This window comes from Streptomyces sp. NPDC003038, from assembly GCF_040611115.1.
Taxonomy (GTDB): domain Bacteria; phylum Actinomycetota; class Actinomycetes; order Streptomycetales; family Streptomycetaceae; genus Streptomyces.
Window position 1 is genome coordinate 166,690 of sequence record NZ_JBEXNN010000010.1, and the last position, 14,121, is coordinate 180,810.

Below are 14,121 nucleotides of genomic sequence, written 5' to 3' on the forward strand. Positions count from 1 at the left end.
TACGGCCGTACGGGCGGGCGCACGCCAGGCGCGGCGGCCGGTGGTAAACGGCCGGTACAAGCCTGGTCGCAGGGCGGTGACCTGTCGGATCATCGGAGGGGTGACCGGGGGGTCCTGGTCCAAACTCACCCGTTCGGCGGATACCGTACTGATGAGGATGGCTGGGTCGCATTCGGGCAACCGCCGCCGACCGCTGCCCTTGGGAGCCTCTCGCGTCCTACTGTTGAGGGGTGCGCCCGTCGTGCACGGCTGCCTGGTGCGATTCCAGCCGTGATGGCATGACATCGGGGCCATCGCGTGACATCGGCATCGCCGGCTGTGAGAGGGACGGGCATGAAACCCACCGAAAGCGCCGACCCGTCACCTGAGTTCGGCGGGGACATCCCGTCCATGCGGGCGGGCCGGTTCGGTGTCCTGGGTTCCAGGGCGCCGGAGACCCGACCGCTCGACATGGGCACGGGCGGACCGGAGCGGCGCGCCGCGCTGCCCTTCGTCGTCGTGGGCCTCTCCGTCGTGGTGCTCGCGGCCGGCATCGTCTCCGCGCTGAACGGCCGCCAGGCGCTGTTCCCCGGCGGCACGGTGGGCTGGGCCCTAGCCCTGCTCACCGGCATCATCGTCGGCCACCTCGTCGCGCTGGGCCGCGACCGCTGGTGGGGCGGCACCGGGTCGGGCGCCGCACTCACCCTCGGCGTGCTCATCCTCTACGGGTGGGTGCCCGCGGGACTCGTCTCGCTGGCCGTGGTCTCCCTGGTCGGCGCCGCGCGCCGGCACCGCTGGCGGCAGGGGCTGCTGCACGGCTCCGCCGACATCCTCGGCATCGGCGCGGGAGCCCTCGTACTCGCCGTCTTCGGTGAGGCGCCGACCGTGGAGAAGCCGTGGGACCCCACCACCTGGGGGCCGGAGGCCGTCCCCGAGGTGATCCTCGTCGCCGTCGCCTACCTGCTCGTCACCCGGGTCCTGCTGTGGTTCGCACTGACCCCGCGCGGCGGCGGACTGCCCACCGTCGCCCGGACCGCCCTGCTCCGGCAGGCCTTAGTCGCCGTCGCCCTGCTCGGCATCGCCCCGCTGATCTGCGCGGTCGCGATCACGCAGCCGGTGCTGCTGCCGCTGTTCGCCGTGCCCCTCATCGCACTGGACTCCACCCTGTGGATCGCCCGGGCCCGCGCCGAGGAACAGCTGCGCGATCCGCTGACCGGGCTGCCGAACCGGCAGTGGCTGCTGGAGCGGGCCTGGACCGCGCTGGATCAGGCTGAACGTTTGGGCACCCGGGCAGCCCTCGTGCTCATCGACCTCGACCGCTTCCGCGCCGTCAACGACACCCTCGGCCACCTCGCGGGCGACCGGCTGCTCCTCCAGATCGCCGACCGGCTCCGCCAGGCACTGCCCGAGGACGCGGAGGCGGCCCGCCTCGGCGGAGACGAGTTCGCCGTTCTGCTCCCCGTCACCGACTCCACCACCAGCGCCCAGCGCGTCGCCCGCCACTTGGTCGCGGAGCTGAGCTCCCCGCTCGACCTGGACGGCCTCACGCTCGTCCTGGAGGCCAGCGCCGGCCTCGCCGTCTTCCCCGAGCACGCGCTCGACGCGGAGGGGCTGCTGCGGCGCGCCGATGTGGCGATGTACCAGGCGAAGCGCGACCGCACGGGCGTCGAGGTGTACGAGTCCAAGCGGGACAGCAACACCCCCGACCGCCTCGGCCTTCTCGGAGACCTCCGCCGGGCCCTGGACGCCGGCGAAGTGGAACTCCACTACCAGCCGAAGGTCCGCTTCGACGGCCAGGTCGCCGGGCTCGAAGCGCTCGTGCGGTGGGTGCACCCGGAGCGCGGGCGGGTGTCCCCGGACGAGTTCATCGCCATCGCCGAGACCTCCGGCCTGATGCCGCACCTGACGGAGTACGTCCTGGAGACGGCCCTCGCCCAGGTCGCGCGGTGGCGGGCCCAGGGCCTGAAGGTCCCGGTGGCCGTCAACGTCTCGCCGCGCGACGTCCACACCCCCGGCTTCGCGGGAGCGGTGGCCGCCAGACTGGCCCGGCACGGGGTCCCGGCGAGCGGACTCCAGCTGGAGATAACGGAACACGTCCTGCTGGAGGACCCGCAGCGGGCGGCGGACACCATGGCCGGGCTCACCGGCTACGGCGTGAAGATGTCGCTGGACGACTTCGGCACCGGGTACTCCTCGCTGGTCCACCTGCGCCGCCTGCCGGTCAGCGAGCTGAAGATCGACCGGTCCTTCGTGGGCCGCCTCGCGGTGGACGCGCAGGACGCGGAGATCGTTCGCTGCACGGTGGACCTCGCGCACTCGCTGGGCCTGCTCGTCGTGGCGGAGGGCGTCGAGGACGACGAGACGTGGGAGCGGCTGCGGGACCTGGGCTGCGACGCGGTGCAGGGATGGCTGGTGGCCGCCGCGATGCCGCCGCAGGAGGCCACGGCCTGGCTGCTGGCCCGCGGCGAGCGCGGCTGGCGCCGCCCGGCTGACATCTCGGCCGAGCTGGCCGCGGCCGAGGCCGACGCGGTCTGACCCCGGGCTGCGCCGGCTGCGGCGCGGCTCCGCCGGTCCGGCCCGGGCGCGGCCCCGCTGCCGGGGCTCCGCCCCAGACCCCGCGCCTCAATCGCCGGCGAGGCTGGATGTGCCGCTGCACGGCGCCCACCGAGCCGCGCTGACGGTGAGGTGCATGCGCGGAGCGCCGTAGGGGTTCCGGGCGCAGCCCCGGTTTCGAGCCGCGCCGGCGAGTGAGGCGCGGGTCCGGGCAGCGCCCGGGAGGCCCCGCGCGGCGTCTGCCCGGCTAACCGTTTCGTGGTGAGTGGGCCCCGCCCCATAGGATTGGCAGCGAAACCTACACACTCACCACCCCCAGAGGATCGCTGCATGCCTGGCATCACGCGCGAGGAGGTCGCCCACCTCGCTCGGCTGGCACGTCTGGAGCTGAAGAGCGAAGAGCTCGACCACTTCGCTGGACAGCTCGACGACATCATCGGCGCGGTCGCCCGCGTTTCCGAGGTCGCCGACCAAGACGTCCCGCCGACCTCCCACCCGCTGCCGCTGACGAACGTCATGCGCGCGGACGAGGTCCGTCCGTCGCTCACCCCCGAGCAGGCGCTCTCCGGTGCTCCCGCCCAGGAGCAGCAGCGTTTCAAGGTGCCGCAGATCCTGGGGGAGGACTAACAACATGATCACCAACAACATCGAGCGGGTTATCAAACTCACGGCCGCCCAGACCGCCGAGAAGATCGCTTCCGGCGAGCTCACGGCGGTCGAGGTCACCGAGGCCCACCTCGCCCGCATCGAGGCCACCGACGAGAAGGTCCACGCCTTCCTCCACGTCGACCGGGAGGGTGCGCTCGCCCAGGCCCGCGCCGTCGACGCCAAGCGGGCGAAGGGCGAGAAGCTCGGTCCGCTGGCCGGCGTACCGCTCGCCCTCAAGGACATCTTCACGACCGTCGGGGTCCCGACGACCGTCGGTTCGAAGATCCTCGAAGGCTGGATCCCGCCCTACGACGCCACCCTGACGCGCAAGCTGAAGGAAGCCGGCGTCGTCATCCTCGGCAAGACCAACATGGACGAGTTCGCCATGGGGTCGTCGACGGAGAACAGCGCCTACGGCCCCACCGGCAACCCGTGGGACCTCACCCGCATCCCCGGCGGCTCCGGCGGCGGCAGCGCGGCCGCGCTCGCCGCCTTCCAGGCGCCGCTCGCCATCGGCACGGACACCGGCGGTTCCATCCGCCAGCCCGCCGCCGTCACGGCCACCGTGGGCGTGAAGCCGACGTACGGCGGTGTCTCCCGCTACGGCATGGTGGCCTTCAGCAGCAGCCTCGACCAGGGCGGGCCCTGCGCCCGTACGGTCCTGGACGCCGCACTCCTCCACGAGGTCATCGCCGGCCACGACCCGCTCGACTCCACCTCCATCGACGCGCCGGTCCCGCCGGTCGTCGAGGCCGCCCGCAACGGCTCGGTCGCCGGCATGCGCGTCGGTGTGGTCAAGCAGTTCGCCGGCGAGGGCTACCAGGCCGGCGTCGTCCAGCGCTTCAACGAGTCGGTGGAGCTCCTCAAGGAGCTCGGCGCCGAGATCGTCGAGCTGGACTGCCCGTCCTTCGACCTCGCCATGGCCGCGTACTACCTGATCGCGCCGTCCGAGGCCTCCTCAAACCTGGCCCGCTTCGACGCCATGCGCTACGGCCTGCGCGTCGGCGACGACGGCACCAAGTCCGCCGAGGACGTCACCGCCCTGACCCGCGAAGCCGGCTTCGGCGACGAGGTCAAGCGCCGCATCATCCTCGGCACGTACGCGCTCAGCTCCGGCTACTACGACGCGTACTACGGTTCCGCCCAGAAGGTCCGCACGCTCATCACCAAGGACTTCGAGAAGTCCTTCGAGCAGGTCGACGTCATCGTCTCCCCGACGACCCCGACCACCGCCTTCGCGATCGGTGAGCGCACCGACGACCCGCTGGCGATGTACCTCGCGGACCTGTGCACCATCCCGACCAACCTGGCCGGCAACGCCGCCATGTCGCTCCCCTGCGGCCTGGCGCCGGAAGACGGTCTCCCGGTCGGGCTGCAGATCATCGCCCCGGCGATGAAGGACGACCGGCTCTACAAGGTCGGTGCCGCCGTCGAGGCGGCCTTCATCGAACGCTGGGGTCACCCGCTGCTTGAGGAGGCACCGTCCCTGTGAGCACCAGTGCACTGTCCAAGGCCAAGGGCTTCAAGAAGTCCAAGACCGGCACCTACCTGTCGATCGGCACCACCGCCTTCGGCGCCCTCAGCGTGATCAAGCAGGCCAGGAAGGCCCGCACCGACAACGACACGCTGAAGCTGGTCGACGCCGTCGTGTCCGCCGCCGCCATCGTCACCGGCCTCGCGATCCTGTACCGCGAGCTGAAGCACCTGGGCGACGACGACGTCCTGCTGGGCTGAGAGGGAAAGTTTCACCGTGACCACCTTCATCGAACTGCTGTCGTACGAGGACGCTCTCGCCTCGTACGACCCCGTCATGGGCCTGGAGGTCCATGTCGAGCTCGGCACAAAGACCAAGATGTTCTGCGGCTGCTCGACCGAGCTGGGCGCCGAGCCCAACTCGCAGACCTGCCCGGTATGCCTCGGCCTGCCCGGCGCTCTCCCGGTCGTCAACGCGATCGGCATCGAGTCCGCCGTCAAGATCGGCCTCGCGCTGAACTGCGAGATCGCCGAGTGGTGCCGCTTCGCCCGGAAGAACTACTTCTATCCGGACATGCCGAAGAACTTCCAGACCTCCCAGTACGACGAGCCGATCGCCTTCAACGGCTTCCTCGACGTCCAGCTGGAGGACGGCGAGGTCTTCCGCGTGGAGATCGAGCGCGCCCACATGGAGGAGGACACCGGCAAGTCGCTGCACGTCGGCGGCGCCACCGGCCGTATCCACGGCGCGTCCCACTCCCTGCTGGACTACAACCGCGCCGGCATCCCGCTCATCGAGATCGTCACCAAGCCCATCGAGGGCGCCGGCGAGCGGGCCCCCGAGGTCGCCAAGGCGTACGTCGCCGAGCTGCGCGAGGTCATCAAGGCGCTCAGCGTCTCGGAGGCCCGCATGGACAAGGGCCAGATGCGCTGCGACGTGAACCTGTCGCTGCGCCCCGCCCCCGACGCCCCCTTCGGCACCCGCAGCGAGACGAAGAACGTCAACTCGCTGCGCTCCGTCGAGCGCGCGGCCCGCTTCGAGATCCAGCGCCACGCGGCGGTGCTCTCGTCGGGCGGCTCGATCGTGCAGGAGACCCGGCACTTCCACGAGGAGGACGGCTCCACCACGGCCGGCCGCATCAAGGACAACGCCGAGGACTACCGGTACTTCCCGGAGCCTGACCTGGTGCCCATCGCCCCGGCCCGCGACTGGGTCGAGGAGCTGCGCCGCGGCCTGCCCGAGATGCCGCGCGTGCGCCGCAACCGGCTCCGCGAGGAGTGGGGCGTCACCGAGCACGACATGCAGTCCATCCTCAACGCGGGCGCCGTGGACGCCATCGTCGCCACGATCGAGGCGGGCGCCGATTCGGCCGCCGCGCGCAAGTGGTGGATGGGCGAGCTGGCCCGCAACGCCAACGAGCAGGGCGTCGTGGTCGACGAGCTGCCGATCACCCCGGTCCAGGTGGCCCGGGTGGCGGCGCTGGTCGCGGCCGGCGAGCTGAACGACAAGCTGGCCCGCCAGGTCCTCGAAGGCGTCCTCGCCGGTGAGGGCACCCCGGACGAGGTCGTGGAGAAGCGCGGCCTGAAGGTCGTTTCGGACGAGGGCGCGCTCGGCGCGGCCGTGGACGAGGCCATCGCGGGCAACGCGGCCATCGCGGACAAGATCCGCGGCGGCAAGGTCGCCGCCGTCGGCGCCCTGGTGGGCGCGGTCATGAAGACCACCCGCGGCCAGGCCGACGCGGCCCGCGTCAAGGAGCTCATCCTGGAGCGCCTGGGCGTCGAGGGCTGAGGTTTCGCCGTACGCCATACGCCGTACAAGGGCGCCCCGCACCGGTTCCGTACCGGTGCGGGGCGCCCTTCGTGTCGTCAGCGCTTGAGGGTGGGATCGACGTACCGGCCCTGGTCGTCGCGACGACCGAGGACCGGCTCGTGCCGCTCGCCCTCCAGCGGGAGCTGGCGGACGCCCTGCCGGACGCGCGACTCGTGGAACTGCCCACCGGGCACCTCCCGTTCGCCGAGCGCCCGGCCGAGTGGGCGGCGCTGATCAGCGGGTTTCTGGCTGAGGTACCGGCGCGCTGAGGAAGGTGAGGCGGGCCCGCTTGGCCGGGAGGTAGACCTCGGGGAGGTCGATCTCCGGGAGTTCGACCTCCGGGCCGAGCATGAAACCGGTGCGCTCCAGGCGGGCGATGGCCTTCTCGTTGCGGGCGTCCGGCTCGGCGATCACACGGCGGACGCTGGTGTCGGAGAACACGAACGCCATGAAGGCCGTCAACAGGGCCGCGCTGAAGCCGCGCTCGGGCACGCCGTCGCAGGGGCCGATCAGCAGGTGCACGCCGACGTCCCCGGGCTGGACCTCGTAGCACTCGCTGACCCGGTCCTCGGCGCAGTCGTACGTCTGGAACAGCGCGACCCGCTCACCCTCGCGGCTGACCATGAACGCGTGGTGGGTCGTGCGGCGGTCGACGTCCTCGTAGATCTCCTGGACCAGTTCGAGGCTGGCCTCGCCCATGCCCCAGAAGCGGGCCCGCTCCTGCGTGACCCAGCGGTGGATCAGGGGGGCGTCGGCGGCCGGGTCGACGGGGGTGATGGTGACCGCGCCGAAGCCCTCCACCAGGTGGGTGAACAGGGGCTGTCTGACGGTGGAGGTCATATCGATTCCTTGGTGAGGCGGGTCCAGTCGGTGACGACGGGGACGAGTTCGCACGCGGCCCACAGGGGCAGCTGGTCGCGGTGGTGGGGCGAGCCGGGGACGCCGTCCGCGCCCAGCGGGACCGCCCAGAGGCTGTCCTCGCGGCGGCCGAGGTCCCAGACATAACGGGCCGCCGACGCACGGGCGGTGAGGTCGGTGAAGCCGGGGACGGAGGAGGTGGCGTTCACGCAGTCGTGGTCGCCGCCGAGGCCCGGCCACTGCGCGTCCGGGTCCGGCAGCGCCGACCAGGGGGTCAGGCGGTGGACGTCCGACCAGGGAACATCCGGGGCGTCGCCCGCCGCCGTCTCCTCCAGGGCGGCGCGGACGTGCCCGACGCGGTCGAGGTCCGGGAGGAGGGAGGTGGTGAGCAGGCCTTCGAGGGCGTAGCCGACGCGGGGGACCAGGTACAGCCAGGGGTGGAACACCTCGGGGCCGGTGGGCGCCCCCGCCAGGTCCGCGAAGACGGGGTCGGCGGCGAGGCGTCGTACGGTCGCGGTCCGGAAGGCGGAGAAGACGGTGGCGTCGGTGCTCTCGGCCGCCATGTGCCGGTCCCAGGCGAGCAGTCGGGCCCGGAGGGCGTCCGCCGCGGGGGACAGGCCGTCGAGCGCGGGCAGCAGGGCGAGCAGCGGCGCGGCCGAGGCCAGGTGCGTGTCCCGGTGTACGTCGGCCATCGCCTTCGGGGTCCAGTCCGCGGAGCCGCTGAGCAGCTCGCGGATGCGGTCGGCGCGGTGCGGGGGCGCGAACTCCACGCCGAGAGGGGAGGCGATCCCGCGGGCGTTCGCCATGACGGCGAAACCCTGCACGGGCTCGGCGGGGGTGTCCGCCCAGCCCTGCCAGGCGTACTGCGGATCCCACGCGGGCACGGGCCGCAGGCGGTTGGTGCGGTGGCGCAGTGGCACGGCGCCCGCGACGCGGTGCAGCAGGCCGCCCTCGGTGTCGGCGGCGTGGACGACGTTGACGGGCTCGGCCCAGCCGTCGAGGGCGCGGTCGATGTCGGCGACGGTGCGGGCGCGCAGGAGGGCGGGGAGGGCGGCGAAGCCGAGGTCCTGGCGGACGCGGGGCGGGTAACGGAGGGAGAGGGCCTCCGTGGTGGTGGTCGCGGCGGCGGCGGTGCTGGCCGCGTCCGTGCCGGGGGCCGCGCCGGGTGCCGCGCCGGGGTTCGTGCCCGCGTCCGCGCCGCCGCCCCTGTTGACGATCACGGGGCCGCGGGCGGTTTCGAGGACCTCCACCTCGACGGGGTCGGCGCCCGCGACGGTGATCGTCTCGGTGTGCCGGTGGACGGGCTCCCATACGCCGTCCGGGCCCAGCGCCTCGACGCCGGAGCCGTTCTCGCGCAACTGCTCGACGTACAGGTCCTGGTAGTCGGCCATCGCGTTGGTGATCGCCCAGGCGGCGGTGCCGGTGTGCCCGAAGTGGGCGAGCCCGGGGACGCCGGGGACGGCCAGGCCGAGGACGTCGTACTCGGGGCAGGAGAGACGCATCTGCTGGTAGACGCCCGGGTCCTCGATGAAGCGGTGCGGGTCGCCCGCGATGATCGCCGCACCGCTGGTGGTGCGGTCACCCGGAACCAGCCAGCCGTTGCTGCCGGCGGTGCCGGGACCGTCGGTGGCGAAGAGGGTGACCGCGTCGTCGCCGAGGGCGCGGGCGACGCGCTCGCGCCACAGCTTGGTGGCGAAGCCGGCGAAGAGGATGTGCGTCGCGATCCAGACGGCGAGCGGAACCCACGGCTCCCAGGGGGTGGGGGTGAGGCCGGTGCGGGCGAAACGCTCGTCGCGGGCGGCCCCGGCGGTGAGCCCGTCGTTGACGCCGTCGACGTACGCGCGGACCCAGGCGGAGGTGACCGCGTCGAGGGCCTCGTAGCAGCGGATGGCGGTGTCGGTGAGGCGGCACTGGCGGGCGAACCGGTCCCAGGCGACGGACTCCGGGCCGAGGAAGGCGGCGCTGGAACCCTGGGCGCGGTGCCGTTCGACCTCCAGCTGCCAGGCGCGGTCGAGGGCGGTGGTGCGGCCCTGGGCGTAGGAGAGGCCCGGGCTGTCGGGCGCGCGAAGGTGGGGGATGCCCCAGGCGTCGCGGTAGACCTCGTGATTCCCGTGGGCCTCCGTACTGTTCCCGCTGCTCCCGCTCACACTGCTCCCGCTGCTCACGCTGTTCACACTCTTCCCCAAAGGTGCATTAGGTTAGGCTCGCCTAACTATAAGGGTGTCGGTGGGAGGGGTCGGGCATGGCTGTCGGTAAGGGCTGGGAGGGCGTGGTCCTCAAGCTCCTGCGGGGCAAGGACTTCACGTTCACGGTGACCGGGACGCACGACGTCACCGAGCACTACCGCCGGGTCCACTTCACGGACGGCGGGCTGCTGGCGGTGGCGGGGGACTCGCTGCACCCGACCATGTGGGTACGGGTGTGGTTCGAGGGCGCGGGCCGGCCGCACCAGCGGGCCTACACGCTGGTGAACCCCGATCCGGCCGCCGGCACGTTCTCCTTCGAATTCGCCCTGCACGACGGTGTGGCCAGCGACTGGGCGCGAAGCGCCAAGCCCGGCGACACCATCGAGGCCACCGTCCAGGGCACCGGATTCACCGCTCCCGACCCGACTCCCGAACGCCTGCTGGTCATCGGCGACCCGGCGTCGCTGCCCGCCGTCAACTCCCTTCTGGACGCCTACCCGCAGACCCCGGCGACCATCTGGTTCGAGACGCAGCACGCGTCGGACGCGCAGCTGCCGGTACGGGCGGACGCGGGGCGGCACGACATCCGGCGGGTCGCACGGGGCGGTACCGCCCTGGTCGAGCGGGTCAAGGCCGAACTGCCGGAGCTGGTCGCGGACCCGGCGTCGGCGTACGTCTGGCTGGCCTGCGACACGGCGACGACGCGGGCGCTGACGGCCTACCTGCGCAAGGACCTGGCCGTGCCGAAGCAGCGGGTGAACGGACTGGGGTACTGGCGGGCGGGCGAGTCCGGAGCCTGAGCCCCGGGGACGGATGGGGATCCCCGGGCTCAGGGGCGCTGGAGAACTTGGCTCGGGGTTGAGGACTCGGGGGGCTCAGGGGCTCGCGGTCTCGGAGCCATGGCGCCGCGTCAGGCGCCGGTGACGCCGTCGATCGCCTCGCGGAGGAAGTCGGCGTGGCCGCTGTGGCGGGCGTACTCGTGGATCAGGTGGAGCATCACCAGGCGCAAGGACGCCTCCTGCTTCCAACTCGCCACGTACGCGGTCACCTCCAGCGACTCGGCGGCGGCCTCGATGCGTCGGGCGTGGGCCACCTCCGCCTCCCAGGCGGTGAACGCCTCGGCGCGGCTGGAACCGGAGACGTCGTAGGCCGCCTGGAAGTCGTGCGTGTCCGACCACACGTGCGACAGGTCCTCGCCGGCCAGGGTGCGGCGGAACCAGTGCCGTTCGACCTCGGCCATGTGCCGCACCAGCCCCAGCAGGGACAGGGTGGACGGAGGCATGGAGCGGCGGCGCAGCTCCTCGTCGGTGAGGCCCTCGCACTTCCAGGCGAGAGTGGCCCGGTGGTAGTCGAGGTAGGCCCGGAGGGTCTCGCGCTCATCGCCGGTCAGGGGTGGTCCCACGCGTTCCATGCGTTCCTTGCGTTCCTTGTGTTTCTTGCGTTCCACGCGTTCCTTGCGGTGATCCTGCCGGGTGGCCGGCGCGGGGGCGACCCTGCCGTGGCCATCGCCCCGGATCGCGGCGTGCGCGGTCCACCCGCGTCGACGCCGCCGGGATCAGCTGCCTCGCCGCCCGGGATCAGCGGCCTCCGGAAAGGCCGGCCTCCTGCGCGTCGATCAGCTCGTCCCAGTGCTCCCGGGTCCACACACAGGCCGCGTCCAACGGTCCCAGCAGGCCCCGGCCGAGCGGCGTCAGGGCGTACTCGACGCGGCGCTCCGCACCCTCGCACTCCGCGCGCAGGACGAAACCGTCCCGCTCCAGTCTGCGCAGGGACTGCGTCAGCGATTTGGCCGTCACACCGCGCAACGGGACCTTGAGCTCCGAGAACCGGCGCGGGCCGTCCTGCAGACACCGCAGGATCAACGTGGCCCATTTGTCGCCCACGCGGAACGGCACCAGCGGGGACGGACAGACGGGGTCGAACATCTCGGGATCCAGCGGGGTCCGTTGTTCGCCCTGCGCCTGCGCCTGCGCCTGCGCTTTCGTCATGATCCACACGGTAAGGCGGTATCCGATCGGAAACCAGCCCTCTCCTTAGGCTCCCGCTCATGGAAACGAAGAGCAGCAGAATCATCGTGTTCGGGTCGGGCGGCCGGGTCGGCCGGGCGGCCGGGTCGGCCGGGCGGCCGTCGCGGAGGCCCGGCGCCGGGGCCACGAGGTCACCGCGGCGGGGCGGGCCGACGGCGAAGTGACGGACCCGGCAGCCGTGGCCCGGCTCGCGGCCGGGCACGACGCGGCGATCGTCGCCGTGTACGACGCCGGCGTACGGCCCGGCGCATTCTTCCCGGCCGTCGCCCGCGCCCTCGCGGAGGGGCTGCCGGCGGCCGGGGTGAAGCGGATGGTGTCGGTCGGGCTGGCGTCCGTACTGCCCACCGCGTCCGGGGACCTGCTGATGGACACCCCCGGCTACCCGCAGGAGTGGCGGGAGTTCTACGTCGGCCACGGCGCCGGCACCGAGGCGCTGCGGGCGGCCGCGCCGCAGGCACTGGACTGGCTGGTGGTGAGCCCGGCGGGGGACTTCGACCACGAGGCCGAGCCCACGGGCGGCTACGTACTCGCCCCGGCCGCCGCCGACAGCCGGATCACGCCCGGGGACTTCGCCCGCGCGCTGCTGGACGAGGCGGTGGCCCCGACGCTGCACCGGACCCACGCGGGGGTGACCGCCGCCTGACGATCGGGCCCCCGCCCGACCGCCTGGAACGAGCCCACACGCTTCCTGAGACGCCGCCCCGGAGCCCGCGCCTCAACGGCCTCCGGGGGGCGGCCGGAGGTGGTACGCCTCGAACTCCCCCGGCTGACGCTGGGAGGTGCCCGCCCGGTGGGGTGGTACGCGGCTGCGCCCCCGGCCCCTGCGAGGGCGTGCCCGGACGGAGTCAGCGAAGGCGGCCGGGAGTTCGCGTCACGCTCCGGCCCAGGTCCACCTCCAGCCCCACCAGGCGGCCCCTCCCCGTGACACCCGGGGCAGCCCGCACACGGCGAAGCCGCCAGCTCATCCGGGACCGGGGCGCGGATGCCTCGTACGCGGCCTGCCCCACGACGACGCGGGAGATCCCGCTGCCCCCGGCGGGCGCGCCCCAACTGACCGCCGCTCACCCCTCGGGGGCGATCCGGCTGCCCGGCGGTGCGTCTCGGCTGATGCGGCTGCGCGGGCGGAGTGCTGGGGCGACCGGTCACACCTCCGTGGTGCGACGGCCGACCCGGCCTGTGCGCTGGGGCGACCGGTCGCCCGCCCGGAGGTGCGTCGCGGGCCGAGCCGGCTGACCCGGCGGGTGCGCGGGACGAGGGGGCCGGGGGCCGGGGCTGGACCGGCAGGACCTACGCCCCCGCCCACACATACGGCACGGTCACGCCCAGCGCGCGGAATCCCAGCCGTTCCAGGATCGGGCGGCTGTCGTCCGAGGCGTCGACCTGGAGGTACGGGATGCCGCGTCCCGCGGCCAGGCGTGCCCGGTGGGCGACCAGCAGGCGGTAGATGCCGCGGCCGCGCCACCGCGGAACCGTGCCGCCGCCCCACAGGCCCGCGAACGACGTCCCCGGCCGCATCTCCATCCGGGCCGAGCTGACCGGGGTGTCGCCGGCCATCGCCAGCACGGCCGCGATGGTCTCCGGCTCGTCCCTGAGCAGGCCGAGCATCTGCTCCCGGATCTGCGGGCGCTCGGTTCCGAAGGCCTGCTGGTGGACCTCCATCATCAGATCCACGCCCGCCTCGTCCGTCACCACGCGCAGGGTGATCCCCTCCGGCGGCTCCGCCGGCAGGCCCGCGAGCTCGTCCACCCGCCCCACCATCAGCGTCTCGGCCGGCTCCGGAACGAACCCGGCCGCCCGCAGCCGTTCCCCCAGGTCCGCCGGGCGGTCGTAGTCGTACAGCTTCCACTCGAACCCGGACGGTTCCCGCTCCGCGAAGAACGCCACCTGCGCCGCGATCTCCCCGTCCGCCGTCTCCTCGTCGAGGTCGGACCAGAGCACGCCGTTCCACCCGAGCCCCGGCCCGGACACGGTCTGCCGTACGACCGCGCCCACGCGCTCCACGCGGGCCCGCGCCGCGTCCGGCTGTGCGTCGCGGCGCATCTGCGCGTCGTAGTGGGCCCGTACCTTCAGCAGTTCGTCAAGATCCGTCACCGGCCCAGCTCACCAGTGCCGGTCCCACCGCACAACTGCATTAGCCTCACCCCGTGAACGACGACTCCACCATCTACACCGGCAAGGCCACCCCTGACGCCGCCGCCGACCGGGGCTGGCTCCTCGGCCACTTCAAGGACCCTTCCGATCCCCGTCACAGCGAGGACGTGGAGATCAAGTGGGGCGTCCACCCGAAGGGTGACGAGCGGGAGCGGTGGGCCACCGCGGAGAAGCGCACCGCCCTGCTGGTGCTGATCAGTGGGCGCTTCCGGCTGGAGTTCCCGGGCCGTACCGTCGTCCTCGCCGAGCAGGGGGACTACGTGCTGTGGGGACGCGGCGTGGACCACTCCTGGTACGCGGAGGAGGACGCCGTGGTCCTCACCGTCCGGTGGCCCTCGATCCCCGGTTACCGGGTCGATGAACCGGACGACCGGCAGGACGGCCAGTTCGAAGAGCCGCGTGACGAGCGTCCGGGCGACCTTCAAGGTGACTTTCA

Annotated in this window: 12 protein-coding genes and 2 pseudogenes; 9 read left to right on the forward strand and 5 right to left on the reverse strand. The window is 72.8% G+C overall.

From position 1 onward, the window contains the following. Positions 1-333 precede the first annotated feature (333 nt). The 6 genes from ABZX75_RS15850 to ABZX75_RS15875 all read left to right on the forward strand — a co-directional run bounded on the left by ABZX75_RS15850 (position 334) and on the right by ABZX75_RS15875 (position 6,732). On the forward strand, positions 334-2,514 hold the full coding sequence (locus tag ABZX75_RS15850; protein WP_355410752.1) for an EAL domain-containing protein: 2,181 nt from the start codon (positions 334-336) through the stop codon (positions 2,512-2,514). 348 nt (positions 2,515-2,862) lie between these two features. Continuing rightward, positions 2,863-3,159 carry an Asp-tRNA(Asn)/Glu-tRNA(Gln) amidotransferase subunit GatC gene (gene gatC, locus ABZX75_RS15855; protein WP_007266718.1) on the forward strand — a complete coding sequence of 99 codons (297 nt, stop codon included), beginning with the start codon at positions 2,863-2,865 and terminating at the stop codon, positions 3,157-3,159. A 4-nt stretch (positions 3,160-3,163) separates the two neighbouring features. After that, positions 3,164-4,672, forward strand: a complete 1,509-nt coding sequence (gatA, locus tag ABZX75_RS15860; protein ID WP_355410753.1) for an Asp-tRNA(Asn)/Glu-tRNA(Gln) amidotransferase subunit GatA — start codon at positions 3,164-3,166, stop codon at positions 4,670-4,672. Beyond that, positions 4,669-4,914, forward strand: coding sequence for a hypothetical protein (locus ABZX75_RS15865; RefSeq protein ID WP_355410754.1), 246 nt, complete (start codon positions 4,669-4,671; stop codon positions 4,912-4,914). Before gatA ends, ABZX75_RS15865 begins: the two co-directional genes overlap by 4 nt. A gap of 16 nt (positions 4,915-4,930) precedes the next feature. Then, entirely contained in the window at positions 4,931-6,442 is a 1,512-nt protein-coding gene (gene gatB / locus ABZX75_RS15870) for an Asp-tRNA(Asn)/Glu-tRNA(Gln) amidotransferase subunit GatB (RefSeq protein ID WP_355410755.1), read from the forward strand. A gap of 71 nt (positions 6,443-6,513) precedes the next feature. Continuing rightward, on the forward strand, positions 6,514-6,732 hold the full coding sequence (locus tag ABZX75_RS15875) for an alpha/beta fold hydrolase (protein ID WP_355410756.1): 219 nt from the start codon (positions 6,514-6,516) through the stop codon (positions 6,730-6,732). Here the strand turns inward: ABZX75_RS15875 and ABZX75_RS15880 are convergent. Beyond that, positions 6,698-7,303 carry a GNAT family N-acetyltransferase gene (locus ABZX75_RS15880; protein ID WP_355410757.1) on the reverse strand — a complete coding sequence of 202 codons (606 nt, stop codon included), beginning with the start codon at positions 7,301-7,303 and terminating at the stop codon, positions 6,698-6,700. The genes ABZX75_RS15875 and ABZX75_RS15880 overlap by 35 nt on opposite strands. After that, positions 7,300-9,468 (reverse strand): penicillin acylase family protein, encoded by a 2,169-nt coding sequence (locus ABZX75_RS15885; RefSeq protein ID WP_355410758.1) that lies wholly within the window; start codon positions 9,466-9,468, stop codon positions 7,300-7,302. Before ABZX75_RS15885 ends, ABZX75_RS15880 begins: the two co-directional genes overlap by 4 nt. Before the next feature lie 95 nt (positions 9,469-9,563). Here ABZX75_RS15885 and ABZX75_RS15890 point away from each other — a divergent pair, with 95 nt between their 5' ends. Then, positions 9,564-10,307 carry a siderophore-interacting protein gene (locus ABZX75_RS15890; RefSeq protein ID WP_355410759.1) on the forward strand — a complete coding sequence of 248 codons (744 nt, stop codon included), beginning with the start codon at positions 9,564-9,566 and terminating at the stop codon, positions 10,305-10,307. Positions 10,308-10,417: 110 nt separating this feature from the next. Here the strand turns inward: ABZX75_RS15890 and ABZX75_RS15895 are convergent, their stop codons facing one another. Both ABZX75_RS15895 and ABZX75_RS15900 read right to left on the reverse strand, forming a co-directional pair. Next, a complete protein-coding gene (locus ABZX75_RS15895) occupies positions 10,418-10,918 on the reverse strand; it encodes a DinB family protein (protein WP_355410802.1) in 501 nt (166 codons plus the stop codon). A gap of 166 nt (positions 10,919-11,084) precedes the next feature. After that, positions 11,085-11,495 carry a helix-turn-helix domain-containing protein gene (locus ABZX75_RS15900; RefSeq protein WP_355410760.1) on the reverse strand — a complete coding sequence of 137 codons (411 nt, stop codon included), beginning with the start codon at positions 11,493-11,495 and terminating at the stop codon, positions 11,085-11,087. Between the two features lie 178 nt (positions 11,496-11,673). On the opposite strand from ABZX75_RS15900, the pseudogene ABZX75_RS15905 reads away from it, so the two are divergent. Continuing rightward, positions 11,674-12,177: pseudogene (locus ABZX75_RS15905) on the forward strand (NAD(P)H-binding protein); the annotation flags it as partial. Between the two features lie 644 nt (positions 12,178-12,821). On the opposite strand, the gene ABZX75_RS15910 reads toward ABZX75_RS15905, so the two are convergent. Next, the gene (locus tag ABZX75_RS15910) at positions 12,822-13,574 is read right to left on the reverse strand and encodes a GNAT family N-acetyltransferase (RefSeq protein ID WP_355410803.1); all 753 of its coding nucleotides are present in this window, start codon (positions 13,572-13,574) and stop codon (positions 12,822-12,824) included. 104 nt (positions 13,575-13,678) lie between these two features. On the opposite strand from ABZX75_RS15910, the pseudogene ABZX75_RS15915 reads away from it, so the two are divergent. After that, positions 13,679-14,041, forward strand: a pseudogene (locus tag ABZX75_RS15915) (signal peptidase I); the annotation flags it as partial. Between the last annotated feature and the right edge of the window lie 80 nt (positions 14,042-14,121).

Bases quoted from the DNA above. Each gene is read 5' to 3' on its own strand.
- ABZX75_RS15895 (WP_355410802.1), bottom strand. From the start codon at position 10,918: ATGGAACGCGTGGGACCACCCCTGACCGGCGATGAGCGCGAGACCCTC.
- ABZX75_RS15890 (WP_355410759.1), top strand. From the start codon at position 9,564: ATGGCTGTCGGTAAGGGCTGGGAGGGCGTGGTCCTCAAGCTCCTGCGG.
- ABZX75_RS15880 (WP_355410757.1), bottom strand. From the start codon at position 7,303: ATGACCTCCACCGTCAGACAGCCCCTGTTCACCCACCTGGTGGAGGGC.
- ABZX75_RS15850 (WP_355410752.1), top strand. From the start codon at position 334: ATGAAACCCACCGAAAGCGCCGACCCGTCACCTGAGTTCGGCGGGGAC.
- gatC (WP_007266718.1), top strand. From the start codon at position 2,863: ATGCCTGGCATCACGCGCGAGGAGGTCGCCCACCTCGCTCGGCTGGCA.
- ABZX75_RS15910 (WP_355410803.1), bottom strand. From the start codon at position 13,574: ATGCGCCGCGACGCACAGCCGGACGCGGCGCGGGCCCGCGTGGAGCGC.
- ABZX75_RS15900 (WP_355410760.1), bottom strand. From the start codon at position 11,495: ATGACGAAAGCGCAGGCGCAGGCGCAGGCGCAGGGCGAACAACGGACC.
- gatA (WP_355410753.1), top strand. From the start codon at position 3,164: ATGATCACCAACAACATCGAGCGGGTTATCAAACTCACGGCCGCCCAG.